General features: G+C 56.9%; 21 protein-coding genes and 1 tRNA gene. 6 read left to right on the top strand and 16 right to left on the bottom strand.

The window, feature by feature from the left end:
- Positions 1-96 precede the first annotated feature (96 nt).
- From RSAL33209_RS01470 to RSAL33209_RS01455, 4 genes are all read right to left on the bottom strand, one after another.
- Positions 97-717: a hypothetical protein gene (locus tag RSAL33209_RS01470; protein ID WP_012243814.1), complete on the bottom strand. Its 621-nt coding sequence runs from the start codon at positions 715-717 to the stop codon at positions 97-99.
- A 108-nt stretch (positions 718-825) separates the two neighbouring features.
- A complete protein-coding gene (locus tag RSAL33209_RS01465) occupies positions 826-2,349 on the bottom strand; it encodes a right-handed parallel beta-helix repeat-containing protein (protein WP_012243813.1) in 1,524 nt (507 codons plus the stop codon).
- A gap of 90 nt (positions 2,350-2,439) precedes the next feature.
- Entirely contained in the window at positions 2,440-4,827 is a 2,388-nt protein-coding gene (pcrA, locus tag RSAL33209_RS01460; RefSeq protein ID WP_041684971.1) for a DNA helicase PcrA, read from the bottom strand.
- 59 nt (positions 4,828-4,886) lie between these two features.
- Positions 4,887-5,699: an inositol monophosphatase family protein gene (locus RSAL33209_RS01455; RefSeq protein WP_012243811.1), complete on the bottom strand. Its 813-nt coding sequence runs from the start codon at positions 5,697-5,699 to the stop codon at positions 4,887-4,889.
- Positions 5,700-5,801: 102 nt separating this feature from the next.
- Here RSAL33209_RS01455 and RSAL33209_RS01450 point away from each other — a divergent pair, with 102 nt between their 5' ends.
- Complete coding sequence (locus tag RSAL33209_RS01450; RefSeq protein ID WP_012243810.1) at positions 5,802-6,554, top strand: hypothetical protein; 753 nt, start codon at positions 5,802-5,804, stop codon at positions 6,552-6,554.
- 142 nt (positions 6,555-6,696) lie between these two features.
- Here the strand turns inward: RSAL33209_RS01450 and RSAL33209_RS01445 are convergent, their stop codons facing one another.
- Complete coding sequence (locus tag RSAL33209_RS01445; RefSeq protein ID WP_012243809.1) at positions 6,697-7,404, bottom strand: DsbA family protein; 708 nt, start codon at positions 7,402-7,404, stop codon at positions 6,697-6,699.
- A 132-nt stretch (positions 7,405-7,536) separates the two neighbouring features.
- Here RSAL33209_RS01445 and RSAL33209_RS01440 point away from each other — a divergent pair, with 132 nt between their 5' ends.
- Entirely contained in the window at positions 7,537-8,175 is a 639-nt protein-coding gene (locus RSAL33209_RS01440) for a hypothetical protein (protein ID WP_041684287.1), read from the top strand.
- Positions 8,176-8,194: 19 nt separating this feature from the next.
- Here RSAL33209_RS01440 and RSAL33209_RS01435 read toward each other — a convergent pair whose 3' ends face one another.
- Positions 8,195-8,671: a DUF998 domain-containing protein gene (locus tag RSAL33209_RS01435; RefSeq protein ID WP_158539281.1), complete on the bottom strand. Its 477-nt coding sequence runs from the start codon at positions 8,669-8,671 to the stop codon at positions 8,195-8,197.
- 248 nt (positions 8,672-8,919) lie between these two features.
- On the opposite strand from RSAL33209_RS01435, the gene RSAL33209_RS01425 reads away from it, so the two are divergent.
- The 3 genes from RSAL33209_RS01425 (at position 8,920) to RSAL33209_RS01415 (ending at position 11,594) form a co-directional block, all read left to right on the top strand.
- Positions 8,920-9,993 carry an IS3 family transposase gene (locus tag RSAL33209_RS01425; RefSeq protein WP_012243806.1) on the top strand — a complete coding sequence of 358 codons (1,074 nt, stop codon included), beginning with the start codon at positions 8,920-8,922 and terminating at the stop codon, positions 9,991-9,993.
- Between the two features lie 33 nt (positions 9,994-10,026).
- Complete coding sequence (locus tag RSAL33209_RS01420; protein WP_012243805.1) at positions 10,027-10,707, top strand: S1 family peptidase; 681 nt, start codon at positions 10,027-10,029, stop codon at positions 10,705-10,707.
- Positions 10,708-10,862: 155 nt separating this feature from the next.
- Positions 10,863-11,594, top strand: coding sequence for an alpha/beta hydrolase (locus RSAL33209_RS01415; protein WP_012243804.1), 732 nt, complete (start codon positions 10,863-10,865; stop codon positions 11,592-11,594).
- Positions 11,595-11,651: 57 nt separating this feature from the next.
- Here RSAL33209_RS01415 and RSAL33209_RS01410 read toward each other — a convergent pair.
- The 7 genes from RSAL33209_RS01410 to eno form a co-directional block, all read right to left on the bottom strand.
- A tRNA-Leu gene (locus RSAL33209_RS01410) sits at positions 11,652-11,728 on the bottom strand.
- Between the two features lie 465 nt (positions 11,729-12,193).
- Entirely contained in the window at positions 12,194-13,624 is a 1,431-nt protein-coding gene (locus RSAL33209_RS01405; RefSeq protein WP_012243801.1) for an NAD(P)/FAD-dependent oxidoreductase, read from the bottom strand.
- Between the two features lie 31 nt (positions 13,625-13,655).
- Positions 13,656-14,978, bottom strand: a complete 1,323-nt coding sequence (locus tag RSAL33209_RS01400) for a S8 family serine peptidase (RefSeq protein ID WP_012243800.1) — start codon at positions 14,976-14,978, stop codon at positions 13,656-13,658.
- A gap of 44 nt (positions 14,979-15,022) precedes the next feature.
- Positions 15,023-15,958 carry a Ppx/GppA phosphatase family protein gene (locus RSAL33209_RS17375; protein ID WP_012243799.1) on the bottom strand — a complete coding sequence of 312 codons (936 nt, stop codon included), beginning with the start codon at positions 15,956-15,958 and terminating at the stop codon, positions 15,023-15,025.
- Positions 15,955-16,620 carry a DUF501 domain-containing protein gene (locus RSAL33209_RS17370; RefSeq protein ID WP_012243798.1) on the bottom strand — a complete coding sequence of 222 codons (666 nt, stop codon included), beginning with the start codon at positions 16,618-16,620 and terminating at the stop codon, positions 15,955-15,957. Before RSAL33209_RS17370 ends, RSAL33209_RS17375 begins: the two co-directional genes overlap by 4 nt.
- A 50-nt stretch (positions 16,621-16,670) precedes the next feature.
- Positions 16,671-17,252: an FtsB family cell division protein gene (locus tag RSAL33209_RS01385; RefSeq protein ID WP_012243797.1), complete on the bottom strand. Its 582-nt coding sequence runs from the start codon at positions 17,250-17,252 to the stop codon at positions 16,671-16,673.
- A 93-nt stretch (positions 17,253-17,345) separates the two neighbouring features.
- A complete protein-coding gene (gene eno, locus RSAL33209_RS01380) occupies positions 17,346-18,626 on the bottom strand; it encodes a phosphopyruvate hydratase (protein WP_041684285.1) in 1,281 nt (426 codons plus the stop codon).
- A gap of 160 nt (positions 18,627-18,786) precedes the next feature.
- On the opposite strand from eno, the gene RSAL33209_RS01375 reads away from it, so the two are divergent.
- Positions 18,787-19,440 (top strand): PadR family transcriptional regulator, encoded by a 654-nt coding sequence (locus tag RSAL33209_RS01375; protein WP_012243795.1) that lies wholly within the window; start codon positions 18,787-18,789, stop codon positions 19,438-19,440.
- A 108-nt stretch (positions 19,441-19,548) separates the two neighbouring features.
- Here the strand turns inward: RSAL33209_RS01375 and RSAL33209_RS19910 are convergent, their stop codons facing one another.
- The 3 genes from RSAL33209_RS19910 to RSAL33209_RS01365 are packed head-to-tail and all read right to left on the bottom strand — an operon-like array spanning position 19,549 to position 20,614.
- The gene (locus RSAL33209_RS19910) at positions 19,549-19,842 is read right to left on the bottom strand and encodes a GNAT family N-acetyltransferase (protein WP_012243794.1); all 294 of its coding nucleotides are present in this window, start codon (positions 19,840-19,842) and stop codon (positions 19,549-19,551) included.
- A 3-nt stretch (positions 19,843-19,845) separates the two neighbouring features.
- On the bottom strand, positions 19,846-20,016 hold the full coding sequence (locus RSAL33209_RS19905) for a hypothetical protein (RefSeq protein WP_411740981.1): 171 nt from the start codon (positions 20,014-20,016) through the stop codon (positions 19,846-19,848).
- Positions 20,009-20,614, bottom strand: a complete 606-nt coding sequence (locus RSAL33209_RS01365; protein WP_012243792.1) for a MazG nucleotide pyrophosphohydrolase domain-containing protein — start codon at positions 20,612-20,614, stop codon at positions 20,009-20,011. Before RSAL33209_RS01365 ends, RSAL33209_RS19905 begins: the two co-directional genes overlap by 8 nt.

Raw genomic sequence — 20,614 nt, 5'->3', positions numbered from 1 at the left:
ACAGCCCAATGCCCCACGGGGAACTTTAGTCCAGTACCCGGGTGGCTCGCCTCCAGAGTACCTGTTTAGTGAGTAACCCCACAGTCGAGCGGTTCTTTATTGCTTGGCACCAAAAAGCTCATATTTGTCTTTTGCGATGAAAAAACCGACACCATTCGAGAGGTTCGCGCAGGCCACACCCGATTCCATCGGTACGCAGCGGTAACCCTGAGAATCCAGCGCTTTCCCCTCATCTAATACCGGAAATTGGGCTAAGACTTTCTTGATATTGCTGCTGTCGTCACTGCCCGCTTCCATCCCGGTTAGCCCGGTACGGCAGCTTCCGTAACTCACTTGATCGGGTTTAAGTAACGCAACCCCACCCAAGTAGCCCACCCCGGTGCCACCGCAATTGTCTTTAACATCTTGAGGATTTGGCGCCGGATACGCTGCCAACTCGCATTGCAAAACCGGGACAAGCGGCTGCGGTTGATTGACCGAGTCGGTGAAGTTATTTGGCTCCAAAGGCGAATTGATCTGGCCATTGCGCGAACCAGCCAGCACACAGGCAATGTCTTTGCCGCCGACCACGAAGCCTCGCACGCCGTCGGACAAGGTTTTTGCCGCTGTCGATGTCGGTTCGACGAGCTTCGCTGTTTTGATTCGCTCCAGGTACGACGGCGGCGGCCCGGTAGACGCGCTGGGGTCGGGCTGCTGACTGAGATGCAGCCAGAACACGCTAGGAGGACTGACAGAACCCCGAGTACGGCGGCATAGCGGCGTGCCTGGTTGCGAATCATTCCCTTAGCTTGCCGCAAGCTTAGGGCGTTGATCAACCGATGAGAGTTATTTGGCGACTGGGCAACTCACCGCAGCACCTGCATAAGCACCGATGTTCGGTGCGCCGGATTCTGGGATTGAATTGCCGAAGTAGTCTTGCCCGCCGTTATCCGCAATCGTGCTGCCCGCGGCAAGCGCCGGCGAACCAGAACACAACTTGAAGCCAGCAGGGCCCATTGCCTCAGAGACAAACTTTGGCTCGGAGCTGATGCCCTCACCAGCTGGCGCTTTTTTGACATTGACAAAGTCGTTGTTTGATAACTGGTACCCACCGCTGGCGAGATTGATCGACGCTGCGCCAGAGCCACGTTTGACCACGATGTTGTTCCGGAAACTGACGTTACGTTTGGTGGTGTTGTTCTCTTGAATCACCGACTGGCTGATCCCTGGGCCAATATAGATCGAGTTGTTATAGACGGCCGCGGATTCGATGGTTCCGCTGCAATTTTCCACGCCACGATAGGAATCGTCGATGCTGATGTTGTAGCGAACTACTGCATTTTTGAGTATTCCGTTGGCATTGCAAAGTAACAAGAATCCGCCAGCGTTGTGATGACTGTAGTTGTATTGAAAAATCACGCCGTCGGTGCCTTGATCTACGTCGTACGCCATTCCGTCACGAGTGGTCGTACCGCCAGTAGCTTCGTTGTATCGAAAGACCGTATTGTCCGAATCATACGTCCACATACCGGCGTTATAGCCAGCCGATCGTTTCTGAAAACCGTCCACTTTGTTGTGCTCCACCAAAGCGCCGGTAGTGTTGCCCGGCACAATGCCGTCGCCGCCAAGATCGGCAAGTTGATTGCCACTGATCACCACATTGGCCCACGGCAAGAACGTGCCCGCGCTTTGCACTTCAAACCCGGATCGGTTCCAGGTAGACACCATGAAGATGCCTTCGCGATCTACCGAACGGATGCTGTTGTTCTTGACCAGAAGGTCCTCGAATGCCGTCTGCACCGCGGTGCCCGTAATCGAGAAGTAAATGCCACCGCTACCACCAGTGTCTTTGGTGTCGTCGCCGTTAACGTCGTGAATGCTGAGGTTCTCCAGCACAATATGGCTCGCGGTGCCAAAGTCTTTGAGTTCTACCGAGACCGCGCGACGATTGCCCACCGAGGCGCCCTTATTACTCACATCAAGGTTGCGAATTTCCCAGCCTTGCTGGTTGTAAAGTTTGATCGCGCGCGAGGCACCGGCGCCCTGAATCTGTGGAGCAGCCCCGGCGCCGTATGCGTCAATCGTGATGGGTGCCTCAGCAGTTCCTGAGCCTTGCGGCGCCAATGTGCCAACGCAGGAAGTGCCACTTTTGATCTTGATCGCGTCGCCGGGCTGGAATGTTGTCCCACTAATCTTCGCGAGTGACTTCCACGGACTCTCGACGGCGGTCCCATCGGCTTGGTCGTTGCCGCTCGCGCAGTCGAGGTAATAAGTTTTTGCCACTGAATCGGTAATTGCTGGTGCGCCAACAGCGAGAAAGCTAGCGCCGATAAGGACCGTGCAGAGCGTACCTAGAAAAGCGGATTTCATGGCGACCTCGATTTCGCGTCAGCAAAGACTGAATTTTAGAGATTGAAACATGGATATTTCAATCACCATAAGTAATGCTGTGCGGCTTGGCTAGGCCTTCGTCAAGGGCGCATAGCGCAAGAGCAACCGCTTCTCTTCGGCAGCAAAACGGACTTTAGCCACGGTCTTGTCCCCGGATCCTTCCAGCGCCACAACTGTTCCAGCACCAAAACTGGTGTGTTCAACTTTGTCACCCACCGAAAGCTGCGGAATTTCCTTTTGCGGCTGAACCCTTGCCGAGCGAGTTGCCAGGCTGGGCGGCAATTGGCCAGCATCGCGGCCACCGACCGCTGAGCCAGCACCCCAGTGCGAACCCGAATAACGGTCACGACCAAAGCCGGAGGAGCCGATTGACGGAATCGCCCTGGACATCCCCTCGCGCTTCCATTCAATGAGATTCGCGGGTACCTCATCAATGAACGGGCTTGCCGGGTTGTATTGGCTCTGACCCCAGAGGCTTCGCACTTCGGCGCGCGTCAGATACAGGCGCTTTCGCGCTCGAGTTAGCCCCACATAAGCTAGTCGACGCTCTTCCGCCAGTTCCTTTGCATCGGTAGCGGAGCGAGCTTGTGGGAAGATTCCATGCTCCATACCGGTCAGAAATACCGCCGGGAATTCCAAGCCCTTCGCGGTGTGCAACGTCATCAAGGTGACCACGCCAAGCCGCCGAGCTTCAGCAACCGCAGCTTCGGTGTCGCTACCTGGCGCATCCGGGATCTGATCCGCATCCGCTACCAGCGCCACGCCTTCGAGGAAGTCGGTGAGCGAGCCTTCTGGCTTATCTCGCTCATATTCACGCACGACAGCGACCAGCTCGGCCAAGTTTTCCACCCGAGACTCGTCTTGCGGGTCGCTGCTTGCGCGCAAGGTCTCTAAATAGCCAGTTTGCTCGAGTACTGCTTCCAGCGCCGTTGCCGCACCCGAGGTACTCGCTACTTCGGTGAGGTCATCGATGAGCTTCACGAAGCCGTTCACCGCATTCAGACTGCGGGTAGCTATTGCTGGCGCGTCCTCGGCATGACGCAGGGCGGCCATAAACGAGCTACGCTCCCGCTCTGCGAGCGCCGCAACCGCTCCCTCGGCTCGATCACCAATTCCGCGTTTGGGTTCATTCAAGATGCGGCGCAGATTGACGTCATCCTCCGGATTAACCAATACCCGCAAGTACGCCAGCGCATCCTTGATCTCTTTGCGCTCATAGAATCTGGTGCCGCCAACCACTCGGTACGGCAGACCAACCCGCATCAGGATTTCTTCGATGGAGCGAGACTGCGCGTTTGTTCGGTAAAAAATTGCGACGTCACCGGGCCGAAAGTCTGCTTCATCCTGGAGTCTGTCAATTTCTTCGGCGATGAAACGAGCCTCTTCGTGCTCATTTTCCGCGACGTAACCGATGATCTTTTCGCCGTCGCCCTCGGCCGTCCAAAGCCGCTTCACCGGGCGATCGGGGTTTTTTTCGATCACGGCATTTGCCGCGCTCAAAATGGTTTGCGTGGAGCGGTAATTCTGCTCAAGTTTGATGGTTCGCGCATTGGGGTAATCTTTTTCGAATTCCACGATGTTTCGAATGTCTGCGCCGCGGAAAGCATAAATTGATTGGTCGGAGTCGCCAACAACAGTTAGCTCCGCGGGTTCGTCGCCTGAGCCCTCGGCCGGACCGACGATCTCCTTGACCAATGCATATTGCGCGTGGTTGGTGTCCTGATACTCATCAACCATGACGTGCCGGAAGCGACGTCGATAATAATCGGCCACTCCGGGGAAGGCCCGGAACAGCCAAACAGTCTGGGCGATTAGATCGTCAAAATCGAGGGCGTTTGCTTGGCGTAGCCGTTGCGTATAGCCCCGGTATACCTCGGCAACGCCTTGCTCAAAAGGATCAGTAGCGGTAGCAGCAAAAGCGTCATCGTCGATAAGTTCGTTTTTTAGCGCGGAAATCTTGTGTTGCATCGCCTTTGGGGCAAACCGCTTCGGATCCAAATCAAGTCCGCGAGCGATCAGGGTGATTAAGCGCAAGCTGTCCGCGGAATCGTAGATTGAAAAACTTGAGTTAAGCCCCACGGTGCTAGCTTCACGACGCAGAATTCGCACACACGAAGAGTGGAACGTGGAGATCCACATGTTCTTTGCGGCATCGCCGATGAGGGCAGCAATTCGCTCCCGCATCTCTGCTGCGGCTTTGTTGGTAAAAGTGATCGCGAGAATTTGCCCGGGATGAGCGCGTCCGGTTGCCAGCAAATAGGCAATTCGATGACTGAGTACCCGGGTCTTGCCCGAACCAGCGCCCGCAACAATCAGCAGCGGCGATCCAGCGTGTGTTACCGCTGCTTCTTGCTCCGGGTTAAGGCCGTGCAGCAACTCTTTCGCATCAGCCTGCGGGCGAGCGGGTTCCTGGCCAGACGAATTTTGCGGCGCACGCGGGTCGAAGAGCATATCCATGATCATTCAAGTCTAGGTGTCCCAACCGACATTCTGGACCGGTACTCAGAATTCGAGCGTTAACTCGCCGGGACTCCGAGCGCTTCAGCGAGCTCTGCGACGGCGGTTGAGCCACCGGCCAAAAACCAATTCAGCCCGTTGACTTGAACGACAGCGGTACTGCCGCCAGCCGCCAACACAATCGCCTTGCCCGGCAGCCAGTCCCACAACGCCGTCGAATGCTGAAACCAACAGCCAAGTTCGCCTTGAGCCACTCGGGATAAATCGCACGATCCGGAACCGAGCAGGCGGAAAGTCGCTAGCCGGCTTGCCGCAGCGAGCCACGGCGTCGCAGCCTCCGGTCGGCCTAGCCACGTTGGGTGCAAATAGGTTCCGGCGCTGAGTTGGTCCAACCCCGCTTGCGACGGCGGCTGCAAAGGTTCACCGTTAAGCGTCGCCGGGATGTCTTTGCCACCCAACCAAAGCTTCTCTTCCTGAGGTTGGTAAACCGCCCCGAGCGCAACCTCAGGATCCAGAGCATCCGCGCCATCGATCTGCAGCGCAATCGCCGAGCACCAATAGGTTGAGCCAGACAGAAAGTTATAGGTGCCATCTACCGGATCAATGACCCAAGTTCGACCACTATTACCGAGATATCTGGCACCTTCTTCGCCCAAGATGCCATCGTCAGGGCGCACCGTCCGCAACTGACTCATGACGTACTTTTCGGCCGCCTTATCCGCCGCGGTAACGACGTCAGAAACTGAGGTCTTCCGTTCCCCCTGAAGTCCTTCGGCTCGCATTGCCAATGCCAATCGGCCTGCGTTTCGAACCAAGGCGGAGGCTAGTTGGGCGTCATCAAGGTCAGGACTGAGGTTTTCTGGAAGTGGCATGACTCCAGCTTAGTTATCAACAGCAGATAACTGACCCATAGCCCTGCGGGAGTTCCACCGGTTATTATTTTTTTAATCTTGAACTAAGGAAATGAGCCTCCGATGTTTGGACGGTACGCGGCAGACTGGTCCAGCTTTGACGAGCGCCTCTGCGCCGTTGCCGCCGCGGCATCCACCGAGTTAAGCAGTGCTCCGGAAGAGGCTTTAGAAGGTTTTGGTGCCAGAGTAGAAACCGTGCTCAGCCGGCTAGATCCCGCTGAGATTAAGGCAACCTGGGCCGAGATCGAAGATCTTGGCATGTCATCTATCTTTGGCAAACTAGATCCAGATTGGGCAACGGGAATACTTCGCTCGGCCTCAGCCGCGGTACGAGTGCTGATTAGCGGCAACCAAGGCAAAGCTTGCAGTCGTATTCAGCTCGGCCTCGATGGTGCAGACGGTTCATTAGCGGCCCAAAGTGGTTCGACTAAGCCAATGAGTTTTGATCGCGAAATCCGCTTTGTTCAGTTTCAAACTCAGCTGCTCTGGAACGTCTTACAGCCGCTGCTACCAGTGGAGGAAGCGCTGACCGCAACCAAGGAAAGCTATCTACCGATCGTCGAACGAATTACGCCGGTGTCCCAGTTGCACGCCGCCCTGGCTTCAGCCATCGTTGCCCATCCACATTGGAGCACCGCAGAGGCGCTTAGTAGCTTGTTGGATCTGCCTGCGGACTTAGCCGCGACCGTTCACCAAGAGTCGGCAAACCTGCGAATTAGGGTAGAGGTTTTGCGCGCCAGCGACGGAGAGTCTTTGCACTGGGCAGGCCGTTGGAGTGTGGCTAATGGGCAACTTTCAGCTTTGAAGACCGGCTAACCAGAAATGGTGATATTGAGCCAGCACTTATCGCAGTCGGCTTTGGCTACGTCGCCACCGAATTCAACGATGCTTTAGCCCGGGGCAAGACTTTCCTCGAAGCGCCCCGTCGGGGAACCGGCGGTTCGATTTACCCCGCACCCTAGCCCGCGAGCACTCGGTCTATGGGAGTTTTGAGCGTGCTGTAATCGGTCGAATCTACTGAAAGCAACTTGCCGTTCAGCACCACGGACGGCGTACCGCGCAACCCCAGCGCAGTCGCGTCTTGTAGGTCCCGTTCAACCCGATCGCCAATTTTCGCCGACGTGAAATCTTGCTCGAATTTGGTCATGTCCAAGCCGAGTCCACGTGCGTATTTGGCAAGTAGTTGAGCTTGGCCGTCGGTGGCCTTGGCCCAAGTTGTTTGGCCTTTGAAGACCGCCTCGGCCATCGTGGTCAACGCATTCTGTTCCGCTGCTGCTTCCACCGCGCGCGCTGCGATCGGGGCGTTCGGGTGCATTGCTAAGGGGAAGTTGCGCACCACTATTTTCAGTTGGCCCGAATATTCGTCTCTGGCCTTATTGATTAAGGTATCCATCTTGGCGCAGTAGGGGCATTGGTAGTCGGTGAACAGGACTAGCGTTGCCTTGGCTTCGGCGGGATTGTTGACGATGCGAGAATCCGCCCTGACCAAGGGCAACGCGGTAGCCGATGCATTCGGACCAATAGGCGCGCTAGTGATACCGGTTGAACTAGTCGCACCGGTGTTTACGTCTGGCGATGCAGCCTCAGGGCTGGCACAGGAAGCCACGGACGCAATCAGCAAGGCTGCGCTCAGCCCAGCTAGACATAGTGTTTTTCGTTTTAACATTCGTAAGTCCCCTTATGCAACTCATTCCCAAACACTATTTAGCCTAGGTGAGCGGCCTTGCCGAACCCATATTTCGTGATTGGTCTAACATCGCGCACAGCTGACACAGTTAGAGATGCCAGAATGTATTGCATGGCCAAAAAACCTGCACAGCGCGCGAAGAAACACGGCAGCAAAGCGAGCCCCGGCGCTACGCAGGCAGCCAACCAGCCAACAAATCCCTCAGCTCCGCGCAGCCCGCAAAAAGCGAAGAGCAATGGTCATCTGATTGTTATTGCCGGCGTTGTCGCTTCGGGATTTATGTTTTGGTACTTTCATTTGCTGACTCTCAATCAAATGACCCAGCTGACCGACGGCCTTGCGATGCCGGATTCGATGCTGTTCGGTTTTGATCTCGGATACGTGGAGAAGCTCAAAGGGCTACTGAACGCTGACGGGCTTGGCCAGCTCCAATACGTTCACAAAACCGCTGGCACGTTATTCCCGCTGATCTTCGGCTTTAGCTGGCTACTGCTCATCGGCCTCAATACGGCTAAACGCTCACTGCGTTGGGCACTTTGCGCTCCGCCCGTACTGTTTGCGGTGGTGCAGTTAGTCTCGAATGTTTTGATCGACGCGATGTTGGCCAACTCGGCGCCCGACGCCGCCCAGGTTGCCTGGGCCAGCGCTTCGGTCATCGCTTCCTGGACGCTCTTAGTCTTGTCATTAATTTGCGCAGCAATTGCACTGCTTGGCCGGAATCGCCGCCGTATTCAGAGTGCCGCTAATTGATCTCGACCTGATCTCGACCTCACTGGATCTTCCGTTGCGCCCGGATGCCCTTCGCCACGGTAAATCCAATGACGGATAGACCCAGCACCACCGGGTAGACGATGAGCCGCTCGAAAAAGCCGCCGGCAAACCCCGAAGTTTTAAGCCAGAGATCAAATACCGTAAATATCACGGTCGCTAGCGCTGAGATGATGCCACAAACTAGCAACAGCCAGGCGGTACGGCTTCGACCACGCCAAATCTGCCACAGCAGGAATTGCGCTACCGAACCAGCAACGAAGAACAAAGCAGCGCCAAGATAATGCAAGCCAGGAATAGTGTCTTCGGGAAAAATGCCGACCAGACCTACGCCAACACCGGAACAAATCAGCAACGCCTTGGCCCAATTCGCAAGCTGCAACTGTGGCGGCTCAGCCCGCTGAACACGTGCTGCTACGCCTAGCATCATGCTACTGAGCAACATTCCGCCAAGGACCAGCGCCAGCCCTTGAAGCACAAACGATGAACCGTTACCGGTTTTATGCCGCTTCCTTTTGAGTTTGGAAGGAAGCATTGATGGTTATGAATCGGAAGTTTTCGCGGGAGGTTCGGGACAGGTCGGTGCGGCTGGTTTTGGATCATCTCCAGGAGTATCCATCGTTGATGGCTGCTTGTGCTGCTGTGGGCGGCAAAGTCGGGGTTGGGAAGGAATCCCTACGTCGTTGGGTGAGGCAGGCCTAAATTGATGCCGGGACCAGGGTAGGGATGTCCACGACGGAATCGGAGCAGGTACGTGCGCTCAAACGTGAGAATCGTGAGCTGCGTGAGTCGTTAGAGATTGTGAAGGCTGCGTCGGTTTTCTTCGCGGGGGAACTCGACCCCCGCGAAGCATTGATCAGGGGATTCATCGATGAACAACGCTTCCTTGGCTGGGCAGTCGAGGTGATCTGCAAGGTCCTGCGTGGCCAGGGCTTAACGGTCACTGCCCGGACCTACCGTAGTTGGAAGGTCTCCACCGCTTCGGTCCGGGACATGGCAGAGGCTTCGGTTATGGATGCGTTGCTAGGAACGGTAGGGACACCGGAGGGAATGTACGGGAGGAGGAAAATGACGGCTTGGCTGCGTCGGAAAGGATTCGAGGTCTCTTACCGGCAGGTGAACCGGCTCATGAGCTTGTTGAGTTTGAAAGGCCGGGTACGGGGCAAAGGTGTGCGCACCACGGTGCCGGACCGAAACCATGACCGTGCCCCGGATTTATTGGATCGGTGCTTCACCGCAGCTGGCCCAAATCAGCGCTGGGTTGCGGACTTCACCTATGTGCGCACCTGGGCAGGTTTCGTCTATGTCGCGTTCATCATTGATTGTTTCTCCAAGTACATCGTGGGCTGGAACATCTCCACGATCAAGGACACCGCCCTGGTGAGCACAGCACTCAGGATGGGCTTATGGCAGCGGACACGCACCAGGCATCCGGTCGCAGAAGGGCTGATCCATCATTCCGCCGCCGGGTCCCAGTACACTTCCTTGCATTTCGGGGAAACCCTGACTCTGGAGGGCATCGCAGCATCAATCGGCTCTGTCGGGGACGCCTACGATAACGCCTTGGCCGAGTCCACCATCGGCCTGTTCAAGACTGAAGCCGTCCGAGAAGATTCTCCCTTCCGCAACGGGCCGTTGAAAACCATCGATGAGGTTGAATGGGCCAGCTTGGCCTGGATCGATTGGTACAACAACGACCGCCTACACACCAGCATCGGAGACATCCCACCGACAGAACACGAAGTAGCGTATTACGCTAAAGAAACCATCCCGGCCCAACCGGTGCAGGGACTCGCATAAAAGCGGCAAGAAACCGGTAACGGTTCACTCTCCTTGAAAACTCCGTTCAAAATTCTTGCCACGACGGCAATAGCAGCCGGGTTACTTTTGGGTGCCTCGATTGCGCCGGCCAACGCGGCACCGGTCGGCTCCGGTAGCGCGACTCCAGACATCATTGGCGGAACCCAAGCCAACGACCAAGGCATTGTGCAGTTAGTTTTCCTAGACAGCGACGGCTGCGGCCACGGCTGTACCGGCACCGCACTCTCCGATACCTGGGTCTTGACCGCAAAGCACTGCGTCGACTCTGCCGAGTCGATGAATGTGTACTACAGCAACGACACGCAGAACCGAGGCAAAGCTATTACCTCGGACAGTTTCTACCAGTTGCCAAAGGGCGACGTGGCCTTGGTCAAACTGTCGACAAAACGCGCACTGAGCTTTTACCACAGCTTTAGCAGCAGCTACACGGCCTCAGTCGGAGATGAAGGCACTATTTACGGCTATGGTCGCCGGGCTGATTACGTGAAGGCTGATCACCTCTACGCGGCCGACGTCAAGGTCGTCGGGACGCACGAAGATCAGCGTGGCGGCCCCGGAATTTTACTGAAAGCCATCACGGGAATCTCCTGGAGCGGCGATTCCGGTGGCCCGCTGTTTGTCGACGGCGTGATTGTTGGCACGAGCTCCGGCGGACCGTCCGGAGACCGCGATATCAACTCGCAAACTTGGTAAACTAAGCTAAGCACGCACAGCTCTTGGATCAAGGACACCACCGGGCTCTAAGCGCCCGCAAGTTGTTTGCTGGCAGAGCGCTGGGAGTAAACAACATTTGTCTTCCCTGAAGTGCACCCGGGCGATTACCCTCGAAAATAAGGGCAATCGCCCGGGTGCATTCAAGTTCGTTTGAACAGAGGAAGACCATCATCAGCAAACCGGCCATCGTACTTGTCCACGGGTTCTGGGGCGGTGGCGCGCATTGGGGCAAGGTCATTTTGGACCTTACTGCACGCGGCTACACCAACATCCATGCCGTTGAAAATCCACTGACCTCCCTTGCAGATGATGCCGCTCGCACGCAACAAATGGTGAAGCAAATTGACGGACCGGTATTACTTTTTGGCCATTCCTACGGCGGCGCGGTGATTACGGAAGCCGGTAACCTGCCCAACGTCGTCGGCCTGGTCTACATCGCGGCGTTCGCGCCGGACAGCGGCGAAAGTCCCGGTAGCATCAGCCAAGCACAGCCTTCGGTTACCGCTGAAGATGGCAGTCTCTCCGTCGATTCAGACGGTTATCTCGGGATTGCGCAGGATCAGTACCAGACCAACTTCTGCCAAGACCTCAACGACGACGATTCGCGCGTTATGGCCGTGACGCAGAAGGCTCCGCTCGCCTCAACCTTCGGTGACAATGTCACCGAACCGGCCGGGAAGCACAAGCCGACCTGGTACCAGGTTTCCGAAGACGACCGGATGATCAACCCGGACGCCGAGCGGATGATGGCCCAGCGGATGAACCCCACCAAACTCATCGAGCTGGCATCGGGTCACGCATCGTTGGCATCACTGCCGAAAGAAGTCTCCGATTTGATTGACGAAGCAGCGTCAAGCTTGAGCTAGTCTTCCAGTCTGAGAATGCAGCGGGTCCGGTTATGGACCCGCTGCATTGTCATTAATTGGTACCCCAGGTGGGACTCGAACCCACACTGAACAGATTTTAAGTCTGGTGCCTCTGCCGATTGGGCTACTGGGGCGCAGCCTATAGTCTAACAATATTTGGCTAGCTAAAATGGACGCAAGACACAGCCAGCGATTTTGATCGAGGAAGCCGTTCATCGCTACGGCTATCAAGCTGTCATTAATGCCACGGGAGACCTGCTGCAGGGCAAGGTCCCTGAAATCGGGCTACAGCGCTTTGGTGGCACCCCGGGCTGGAAATCCTCTTGACTGCCCTCCCGGGGCGCTTCTGACCGACCCAGTTCCTCACGTGCGTGCCGCGGCCGCGCCGCCGCCGCCGCCGCACGAGCCTTGGGCCAAATAGGCGAGGCCGAGCACGCCGTCGAACTCAAAAAACTACACACTGACACAGCTCAAGTTAGCCAGGAGTCCGAACAAGCTCTGCTTGTTTTGGACCACGACTTGATCGCGCGCTCTAAATTTATGTCCCACCTTTAGCGCTGAGCCGGGGACATAAGTTGCGAACCTAGTGGAGCTACTGGCTATTTAGCTGGTTCAGGGACCTTAGTCTCTTCGGACTTCGGCGCAGCGGGAGCGGCTGCTGCAGCTCTGGGCGCCGGAGTGGCGGAAGCTTGGAAGGCGGCACGTGGCCGTTCCAAGTCCATCAGTTCAGCAATGTCACGGCCCATGAAGACACTGAGAATCCAGTTCCAGATGACTCGGACTTTACGCTCGAAGGTCGGCATTGCGAGACCGTGGTAGCCACGGTGCATGAGCCAAGCGATCGGTCCGCGGAAGCCGACTTTACCAACCTTGGCAACACCCTTCCAAAGACCCAGACCGGCGACTGCGCCCAGCGTCTTGTGCTTGTAATCTTTCAGCGGCTTATCCCAACGCGAAGCCCAGAGGTTCTTCGCCAGGAGTTTCGCTTGGCGAAGCGCGTGCTGAGCGTTAGGTACACAGAATCCGCCCACGCCACCGCCGGTCAGATCCGGAACCGCAGCTACGTCGCCAGCGGTCCAGGCGTTCTCAATCGCGCCAAACTCACCAGTGATCCGCAAATCTGCGCCAGCTTTGACTCGGCCACGCTCATCAATCGGGAAGTCGGTGTTCTTTGCCGCCGGGTTAGCCTGCACGCCAGCGGTCCAGATCAAAGTATCGGTTTCAAACTCATCAGCAGCCGACTTGTCTGGCATGTTGATCAGCTTCAGGTGGCCGTCAGTTGCATCAGCAAGCGAAGTGTTCAGCAACACCTCGATATTGCGCGAGCGCAAGTGCTCAACAACCAAAAGTGCCTGCTGCTCAGTAACCTCAGGCATGATTCGGCCCATGGCTTCAACGAGCACGAACCGCAGTTCCTTGACGTCAATCCTAGAGTTTTTGCCGGCCAAGTTGCGGGCCAGGTCCTCAAGTTCACCAATGGTCTCAACACCGGCAAAGCCACCGCCGACGACGACGAAGGTCAAGGCACGCTTGCGCTTAGCCGGATCCGTCATGGTGGAAGCCAGCTCAATGCGCTCAACCAACTGGTTACGCAGCGCAACAGCTTCTTCGATGGTCTTCAGACCAATACCCTGCTCAGCAAGTCCGTTGATCGGGAAGGCCCGAGTAATCGCACCGGCGGCCATCACGACGTCGAAATACGGGATTTCGAAGGCTGCGCCACCATCTGCTGGCTCTACTACCGCTTTACGGTTCTCGTGATCAACCTTGGTGACTTTGCCCTGAATGAATTCAGCCTGCGGCAGGTGCTTCCGGAAGGACACCACGGTATGCCGCGGTTCAATGCTGCCGCTAGCCACTTCAGGCAAGAACGGCTGGTAGGTCATGTATGGCAGTGGATCTACCAAGGTGACAATGCCACAGGAATTGGCAATCTTCTTCTGCAGCTTAAATGCGACGTATAGGCCGACGTATCCGCCGCCGACGACGAGAACGCGAGGACGATCCTGGAGTGCTGGTGTGGTAGCCATAGTTCCATTCTAACCCACTTTGTGAAAATATTCACGAAGTATTACTTGGCCCGCTTTTGGCTAATAACTTCCGTCGCAAAACCAGCAGATGAACCACGGCGCCAATAATTATCAGCACCAATAAACCGCCAAATCCAAGCACCAGTGCCGCAGGTAATCCAGCGTCCAATTGCGACGGCGGTGCGGCGGCTGGTGTAGCGGCCTCCGGCAGCGTCGGCGCGGCTGTGGTGGGCGGCGCTGGCGGCTTAGTACTCGGCGGCGGAGTGTCGCCGCGGCGGTGGATTTTGATCCATTGTTCCAAGGTGCCGCCGTCGAGCGTGAGCGGATTAACTGTCACAAGTGGCACATCGCCATTCAGCGCAGCATTCGCGTCAACCACGCCCCAGCCGTACAAGTTATTGGGCTGGCCTTCCCCTTTTGGCTTGGCGGTCTTGATGATCCGGTTGATCACTTGAGCTGCCGACATCCCGGGGTACTTGGACCGAATGAGCGCCGCAATACCGGAGACAATCGGGGCCGCGCCACTGCTGCCGTCCCAATCAGCATAATTATTGCCGGGAAGTGCGCCGACTAACTTCTCGGCCGCAGCGGCAACCGCAATACTGATACCGGCGGTGGATGAGGACAAGCTCACGGCGCCCGTGCGGTCTAGTCCTGCCACTGTCAGTACACCTGGGATGGTCGCTGGCGCGCCGACTTGAATTTGACCAGAGCCATTATTGCCCGCCGCCGCAACGATCACGACGTCGTGTTGTTCCGCATACAGAAAGGCATCATCCCAACTCTGCGGCCATTCCACTGAACTACTGCTGAGCGACATATTGATCACCCGAGCTCCAGCGTCAACAGCCCAGCGCACCGCCGCCGGAATTTGCTCATCGATGCCCTTCCCCGCCGGGTTCGCACTGCCCAACCAGGTGGAAACGGCTAACAATTGCGCTTCCGGCGCTACGCCAACAACTCCGTCTGGCTTAGGGCTATCTTCCGGCTTGCCGCCGTGCCAGCGACCAGCAAGCAATGATGCGACCAATGTTCCGTGCTCTGGTTTGGCACCGATCCCCTTCAGACCGTCAGCTGAACCGGCACCAGAGACATCAGTGCCACCGACAACAGCGCCTGCCAAGTCGGGGTGAGTTCCGTCAACGCCGCTGTCTATGACGGCCACTTTCACGCCAGCACCTTTGCTGGATTGCCACGCAGTAGTCACTCCGTAGTCATCGAGCCAATATTCGCGATTTCGAATGTCATCCGCAGAAGCGGGCAGGGCGGCGGGAAGCATGGTGGCCACACTGATTACAGGCAGCAGAATCGCCAAGGCGACGCGCGCTGCGGTCCTTCGTTTCATGCTGGCCATCGGGTCCGGGAACCTTTCCCTGGAGCTATTGTGGGCGGACGCTGTTACGGGATGCTCAGCGCAATTCCATCAAGAATATCGTGTTCGCTGCTTTGTGCGTGGCTTATTCGCCCAGCTGTGAGCCTGGCCATCTCGGCCAAGATCGTCCGCCACAACAGCGCACCCGCACCGATAACGTCGACTCGACCCGGATGCATATAGGGAAGTGCAGCGCGTTCTTCGTTGCGCATTGCCAACAACGCGTCCGCGGCACCTTGGATTTCGCCGATGCTTAACTCGGCGCCATCAATTGCTTCCGATTGATAGCTGGGCAGATCCAGCGCATGCGCCATTATGGTGGTTACCGTGCCGGCCACGCCAATGACTTTTACCACTTGATCTAGCGGCACCTCTGCCGCAACAGTAGCGATAATTCTTTCAGCTTCACGCTGTGCCGCGGCAATTTCCACCGGGCTGGGCGGGTCGGAGCGCAAATAACGTTCCGTGAATCGGACGCAACCCATATCGACGCTCTGAGCGGCCAGCACCCCGTGAGCATTGCCAACGAAAAATTCGGTACTTCCGCCGCCAAGATCAACCACAAGCACCGGCTCCTCGCCCAGCTCTGGCAGCACACTAGCTGCTCCGGCGAAAGACAACGCCGCCTCCTCCGTACCGGGTACGATGTCGGGAAGGACACCTAAGCGGGCTTGGACTCCATCGATGAACAGCTGCCGATTTTGGGCATCCCTAGTCGCCGAGGTCGCAACGAAGCGAATTCGATCGACCCCGGCTGCCCTAATCAGTTCGGCATACTCGTCGACGGCGGCAAACGTCCGCTCCAGCGCAGCCGCGGAAAATTCGCCGCGCGAATCTACGCCCTCGCCGAGTCGGACGATGCGCATTACGCGGTGTAAATCCCGCAGTTTGCCGTCCACCACCTCGGCAATCAGAAGCCGGATGGAGTTGGTGCCACAGTCAATCGCCGCCACCACACTCATGATTTTTCCTCGTCTGCCGCTTCAAGTTTTCGCTGCAATGCATACCCTTGGTTTTGCCGTCGCACGTGCCGGCTGAGATCTTGTTCGGGAATCTCCGCCGCAGCATCCCAAGCGCCAGCACAATAGCAACGATCAGCTGTCCACCAGGGCGCGGTGAGTTCAATCGCTTCATCCCCCAGCGGGTTGACTCCGTGACCGGAAGCCAACGCATGACCCACCAGGACATGTAAACATTTGACCCGCTCTGGCATGCCACCGGCGGAAATACCGGCGATCTCGGGAACTTCGCCCACCTCAGCGGCCTGGCCAATGTGGTCCCGAGCGACCAAATAAGCCTCATGCGCAGCACGGTAGGCTAACGCGAGGTTCGCATCCTGAAGCAGTCGATCATTCATCCGATTCATTTCACCGTCGGCTTCAAGCCGGGAAACCGCTGCAGTAATCACTGGGTGCGTCAGATAAAACGTTGTCGGAAACGGAATTCCGTTGCTCAGCCGAGGCGCTGTGGCCGCCGCTAAGGGATTGCCACATACGCAGCGCGCCGGGATCGAAACCACGTCTCGCACCGGTCGGCCCAGTTGCAAACTTAGGGTGTCCAAGTCGGCTGGAGTTGGAGTCGATTCATACTTCACGTTGCGCCCCACTGGGGTGTTGTCATTCATAACTTCTCATTCGGTGCAGATTGCCTAGACGCAGATTGCCTCAGTGCAGACTACTCGGTTGCGGAGCGAATGATCGATTTCCATAGACCGTCCACCCAGGGCAGACCCTCCGGATTGGCGCTAGTTCCAGGTTGGTCTGGGGTAGCTGGCGCTTGATCGCCGCCATAAACCCAGTATCCAGTTTCCCCTGGCTGAATCATATTTAACCGGTCGCGGGCCTGCTGCTTGACATAGGCCGGGTCCGACCAACGAGTGAGCTGATTCTCAAGGTCCTTCTGTTGCTTCTCTTTGGCGGCAATATCTGCTTTAAGCGACGCGATATCTGCTCGCTGCTGCAAAAAAGTATTGAGCGAAGGAGTCAGCAAAAGCGCAACGGCAATAAGCACCGCGACCAAAGCCACTAAGCGACCCGAAAACGCCCGAGCCGCTACCGGAGCATTGGCAGCATCCGAATTCCGTTCAGCATTACGGGCCGAGGCGCTCGTAGGTTTATTTGAGGGTGCTGCTGACTTAGTCACCTTGGAAAGACGCGGTTCGGCGTTGCTTTCGCCGTTAGCTACTGAATCGGTGCTATCTGGCGCACTGCTACTCGGGCGCGATGCCTGCGGCACTTTGGGCCGTCGAGTGGCCATGATAAAACCTTCCTAAAACTGACTGGTTCTGGCTAAGCTCTCTTCAGCTTAGCCAGAACCAGGTGTTACTTCGCGTTGATCAAGCTATGTTGATTAGGCTGTGAAGCGCGGGAAGGCGCTACGTCCGGCATAGCGCGCTGCGTCGTCCAAGTCTTCCTCGATGCGCAACAGCTGGTTGTACTTGGCCACCCGGTCAGAACGAGCCGGCGCGCCGGTTTTGATCTGACCAGCGTTGGTAGCTACCGCAATATCCGCGATCGTGGTGTCTTCGGTTTCGCCTGAACGGTGCGAGATCACGGTGGTGTAGCCGCTGCGCTGGGCCAGAGACACAGCATCGAGCGTTTCAGTGAGTGAGCCGATCTGGTTCACTTTGACCAGCAGAGAGTTGGCGGTCTTGCTGTCGATACCGCGTTGCAGACGCTCCGGGTTGGTTACGAAAAGGTCGTCACCGACGATCTGAACCTTGTCGCCAATTTCTTCGGTGAGGGTCTTCCAACCATCCCAATCCTCTTCATCGAGCGGATCCTCAAGCGAAACCAAAGGGTAATCGCGCACTAGCTCCGCGTAGTAAGCGCTCATCTCGGCCGCTGACTTGCTCTGGCCTTCGAACTGGTACGCGCCATCCTTAAAGAACTCGCTGGAGGCAGCATCAAGCGCCAAAGCGATGTTTTCCCCCGGGGTGTAGCCCGCACGCTTGATGGCTTCGACGATCAAATCGAGTGCCGCACGGTTGGAAGGCAGATTCGGCGCGAAGCCGCCTTCGTCACCCAATCCGGTGGACAGGCCCTTTTCATTGAGCACTTTTTTGAGCTCGTGGTAAACCTCAGCACCCCAACACAGAGCTTCTGAGAAGGTGCTGGCACCAAGCGGCACCACCATGAATTCCTGAATGTCGACGTCAGAATCGGCGTGCGAGCCGCCGTTGACAATGTTCATCATCGGCACCGGCAGCACGTGCGCGTTCGGGCCACCCAAGTAGCGGTATAGCGGCAAGTCCGCTGAATCAGCAGCAGCGGCAGCAACAGCAAGCGAAACACCCAGAATCGCGTTAGCGCCCAACTTGCCCTTGTTGGCAGTGCCGTCTAGATCGATCATGGTCTGGTCGCTGAGGCGCTGATCGGTGGCATCGATTCCGATCAATGCCGGCCCGAGGTCGTCGATAACCGCATCAACGGCCTGCAAGACGCCTTTGCCTTGGTAACGGTCCTTGTCACCATCGCGTTTTTCCACTGCTTCGAATGCACCGGTTGAGGCACCGGAGGGAACTGCAGCACGGCCGACTGAACCGTCGTCGAGCCCTACCTCGACCTCGACCGTGGGGTTGCCACGGGAATCCAGAATTTCGCGGGCATGGATGGCGTCAATGATGGCCATAGAAGGGGCTCCTTGAGCGTTCAAATTCACAGTGAATGACTGACGACGACGGTGTCTTACTAAGCCTAACGCCTCGCCAGTATGTATTACTTGACGTTTCGAACATAGCGATATATCTTTGACGTATCGCGACATTGCGACTTACAGAAAGATATAACTCATGAAAAACAAGGAATTCAAACATGACGATGACTCAACACGGCATAGCCACCATGGCGATCCGCTTCGGATGGGTGCGGATGGCTTTCGAGAAGACCGCCGCAACCGGCGGGACGATCGCTTCGGCGAAGACCGCGGCGCTGACCGCGGCGGCCCCCACCGCGGTCGTGGACGTGGCTTTGGTCCAGGATTCGGTCCCAGCCCATTTGGCGGCGGACGCGCACAAAAAGGCGACGTCCGCAACGCGATCCTTTCCCGGTTGAGCGATTCGAACTACAACGGCTACGGCCTAATGAAAGCCATCGCCTTGCATTCAGATGGCGCCTGGCGGCCAAGCCCCGGCTCGGTATACCCTGCACTTTCGGGGCTACAAGCTGAAGGGCTCATCGTATCGATCGGCGAAGGCCGACGCACCGAATTTGAGCTCAGCGAAGAAGGCCGCAGCTACGTGGCTGAACACAAAGACGAACTGGCTGCAGTTTGGGCCGAAGTTCGTGAAGAAACTGGCGCAGCACACGACTTGCGTCTCAGCATTGGCAAGCTCATGGGAGCTGTTCAACAAATTACGATGGACGGTACCGAAGAGCAGCTGCGCACCGTAACTGCCTCGCTCGATGAGGCCCGCCGAACGATCTACAAACTACTTTCAGACTGATGCGTCCGCACCAGCACTGTTCACCACTTTCTAGCCGCATTTCAGCTGATTCTGGCCTTTACTAGAACTCAGAATCACTAGAAAGTGGTGAACCGCGCGGAACTCAATCTAGAAAACAAGCTTCATACCCTCGTGGCTAGCGACAAATCCAAGCTTCTCGTAGAAGCGATGCGCGTCTACCCTCGATTTATCCGTACTCAGTTGCACTATCGCACAACCGCGACACTTGGCCTCTTCGATAGCCCACTGAATCATCAAAGAGCCGACACCACTACCGCGCAATGACTCGGCCACGCGCACCGATTCAATCTGCGCCCGGAGTGCACCACCCCGAGACATGCCCGGAATAAAACTCAGCTGAAAAGTGGCCACCAGTTCCGCAGCACGGGCGCCAACAAGCAAGAGTTACCCAGCGTCGGCTTGAATTGCAGCAAATGCCGCGTAATACGGCGCGAGATCCGTTCCCTCACGACCGACGCCGAGCGCGTCATCAGTCAACAGCGCAACAATTTCGACGACGTCCTCCGCAACAGCTTGCCGGAAGCTCACGTCGGCCGCGCTAAATAGTTCAGCCATCGTGTTCACCTTGAAATCTGCGAACCGCCATCCGCAAGGCCCGCTCGGCGTCCACGTCCGGATTGGACCTGACCAGCTCTAGGAGCTGCTCGCCAAGCTCTTCTTCAGCCAATTGCGACGGCGACCTAGCCACCTTGTCCCGACGCAACGTCTTCTGCGCTAAAGCCAGCGCGGGCAATGAGGCTGGAATGCCTTCAAAGCGACTTCGCTGCGGATTCTCCAGCGCCTTGGCCTGGTTCCACTTCGTGATGATTTCATCGATGGATGCCGGAAAATGCTCCTGCAAACTCCCATCCGGCTTGAAAACATGCGCATTACGCCGCGTCATTTTTTCGGTGAGGCCGCGCACCACATCATCGATGACAAACTGGCCTGATTCTTCAGCAATTCGCGCGTGTAGAACCACCTGAAGCAACACATCGCCAAGTTCGCCACGCAGCTCCGCTGGCGTCTTCCCGGCTTCAATGGCCTCAACCACTTCATAGGACTCCTCGATCAAATACTCGATCAAGGATTCGTGGCTGAGCTGCCGCATCCATGGACAATGCTCCCGTAGGGCAGCAATTGTCCAGACCAGCCGGTCGAAATCGGCAGACAT

The sequence above is a fragment of the Renibacterium salmoninarum ATCC 33209 genome (genome assembly GCF_000018885.1).
Classification (GTDB): domain Bacteria; phylum Actinomycetota; class Actinomycetes; order Actinomycetales; family Micrococcaceae; genus Renibacterium; species Renibacterium salmoninarum.
This window is presented reverse-complemented; position numbering and strand designations above follow the sequence as displayed.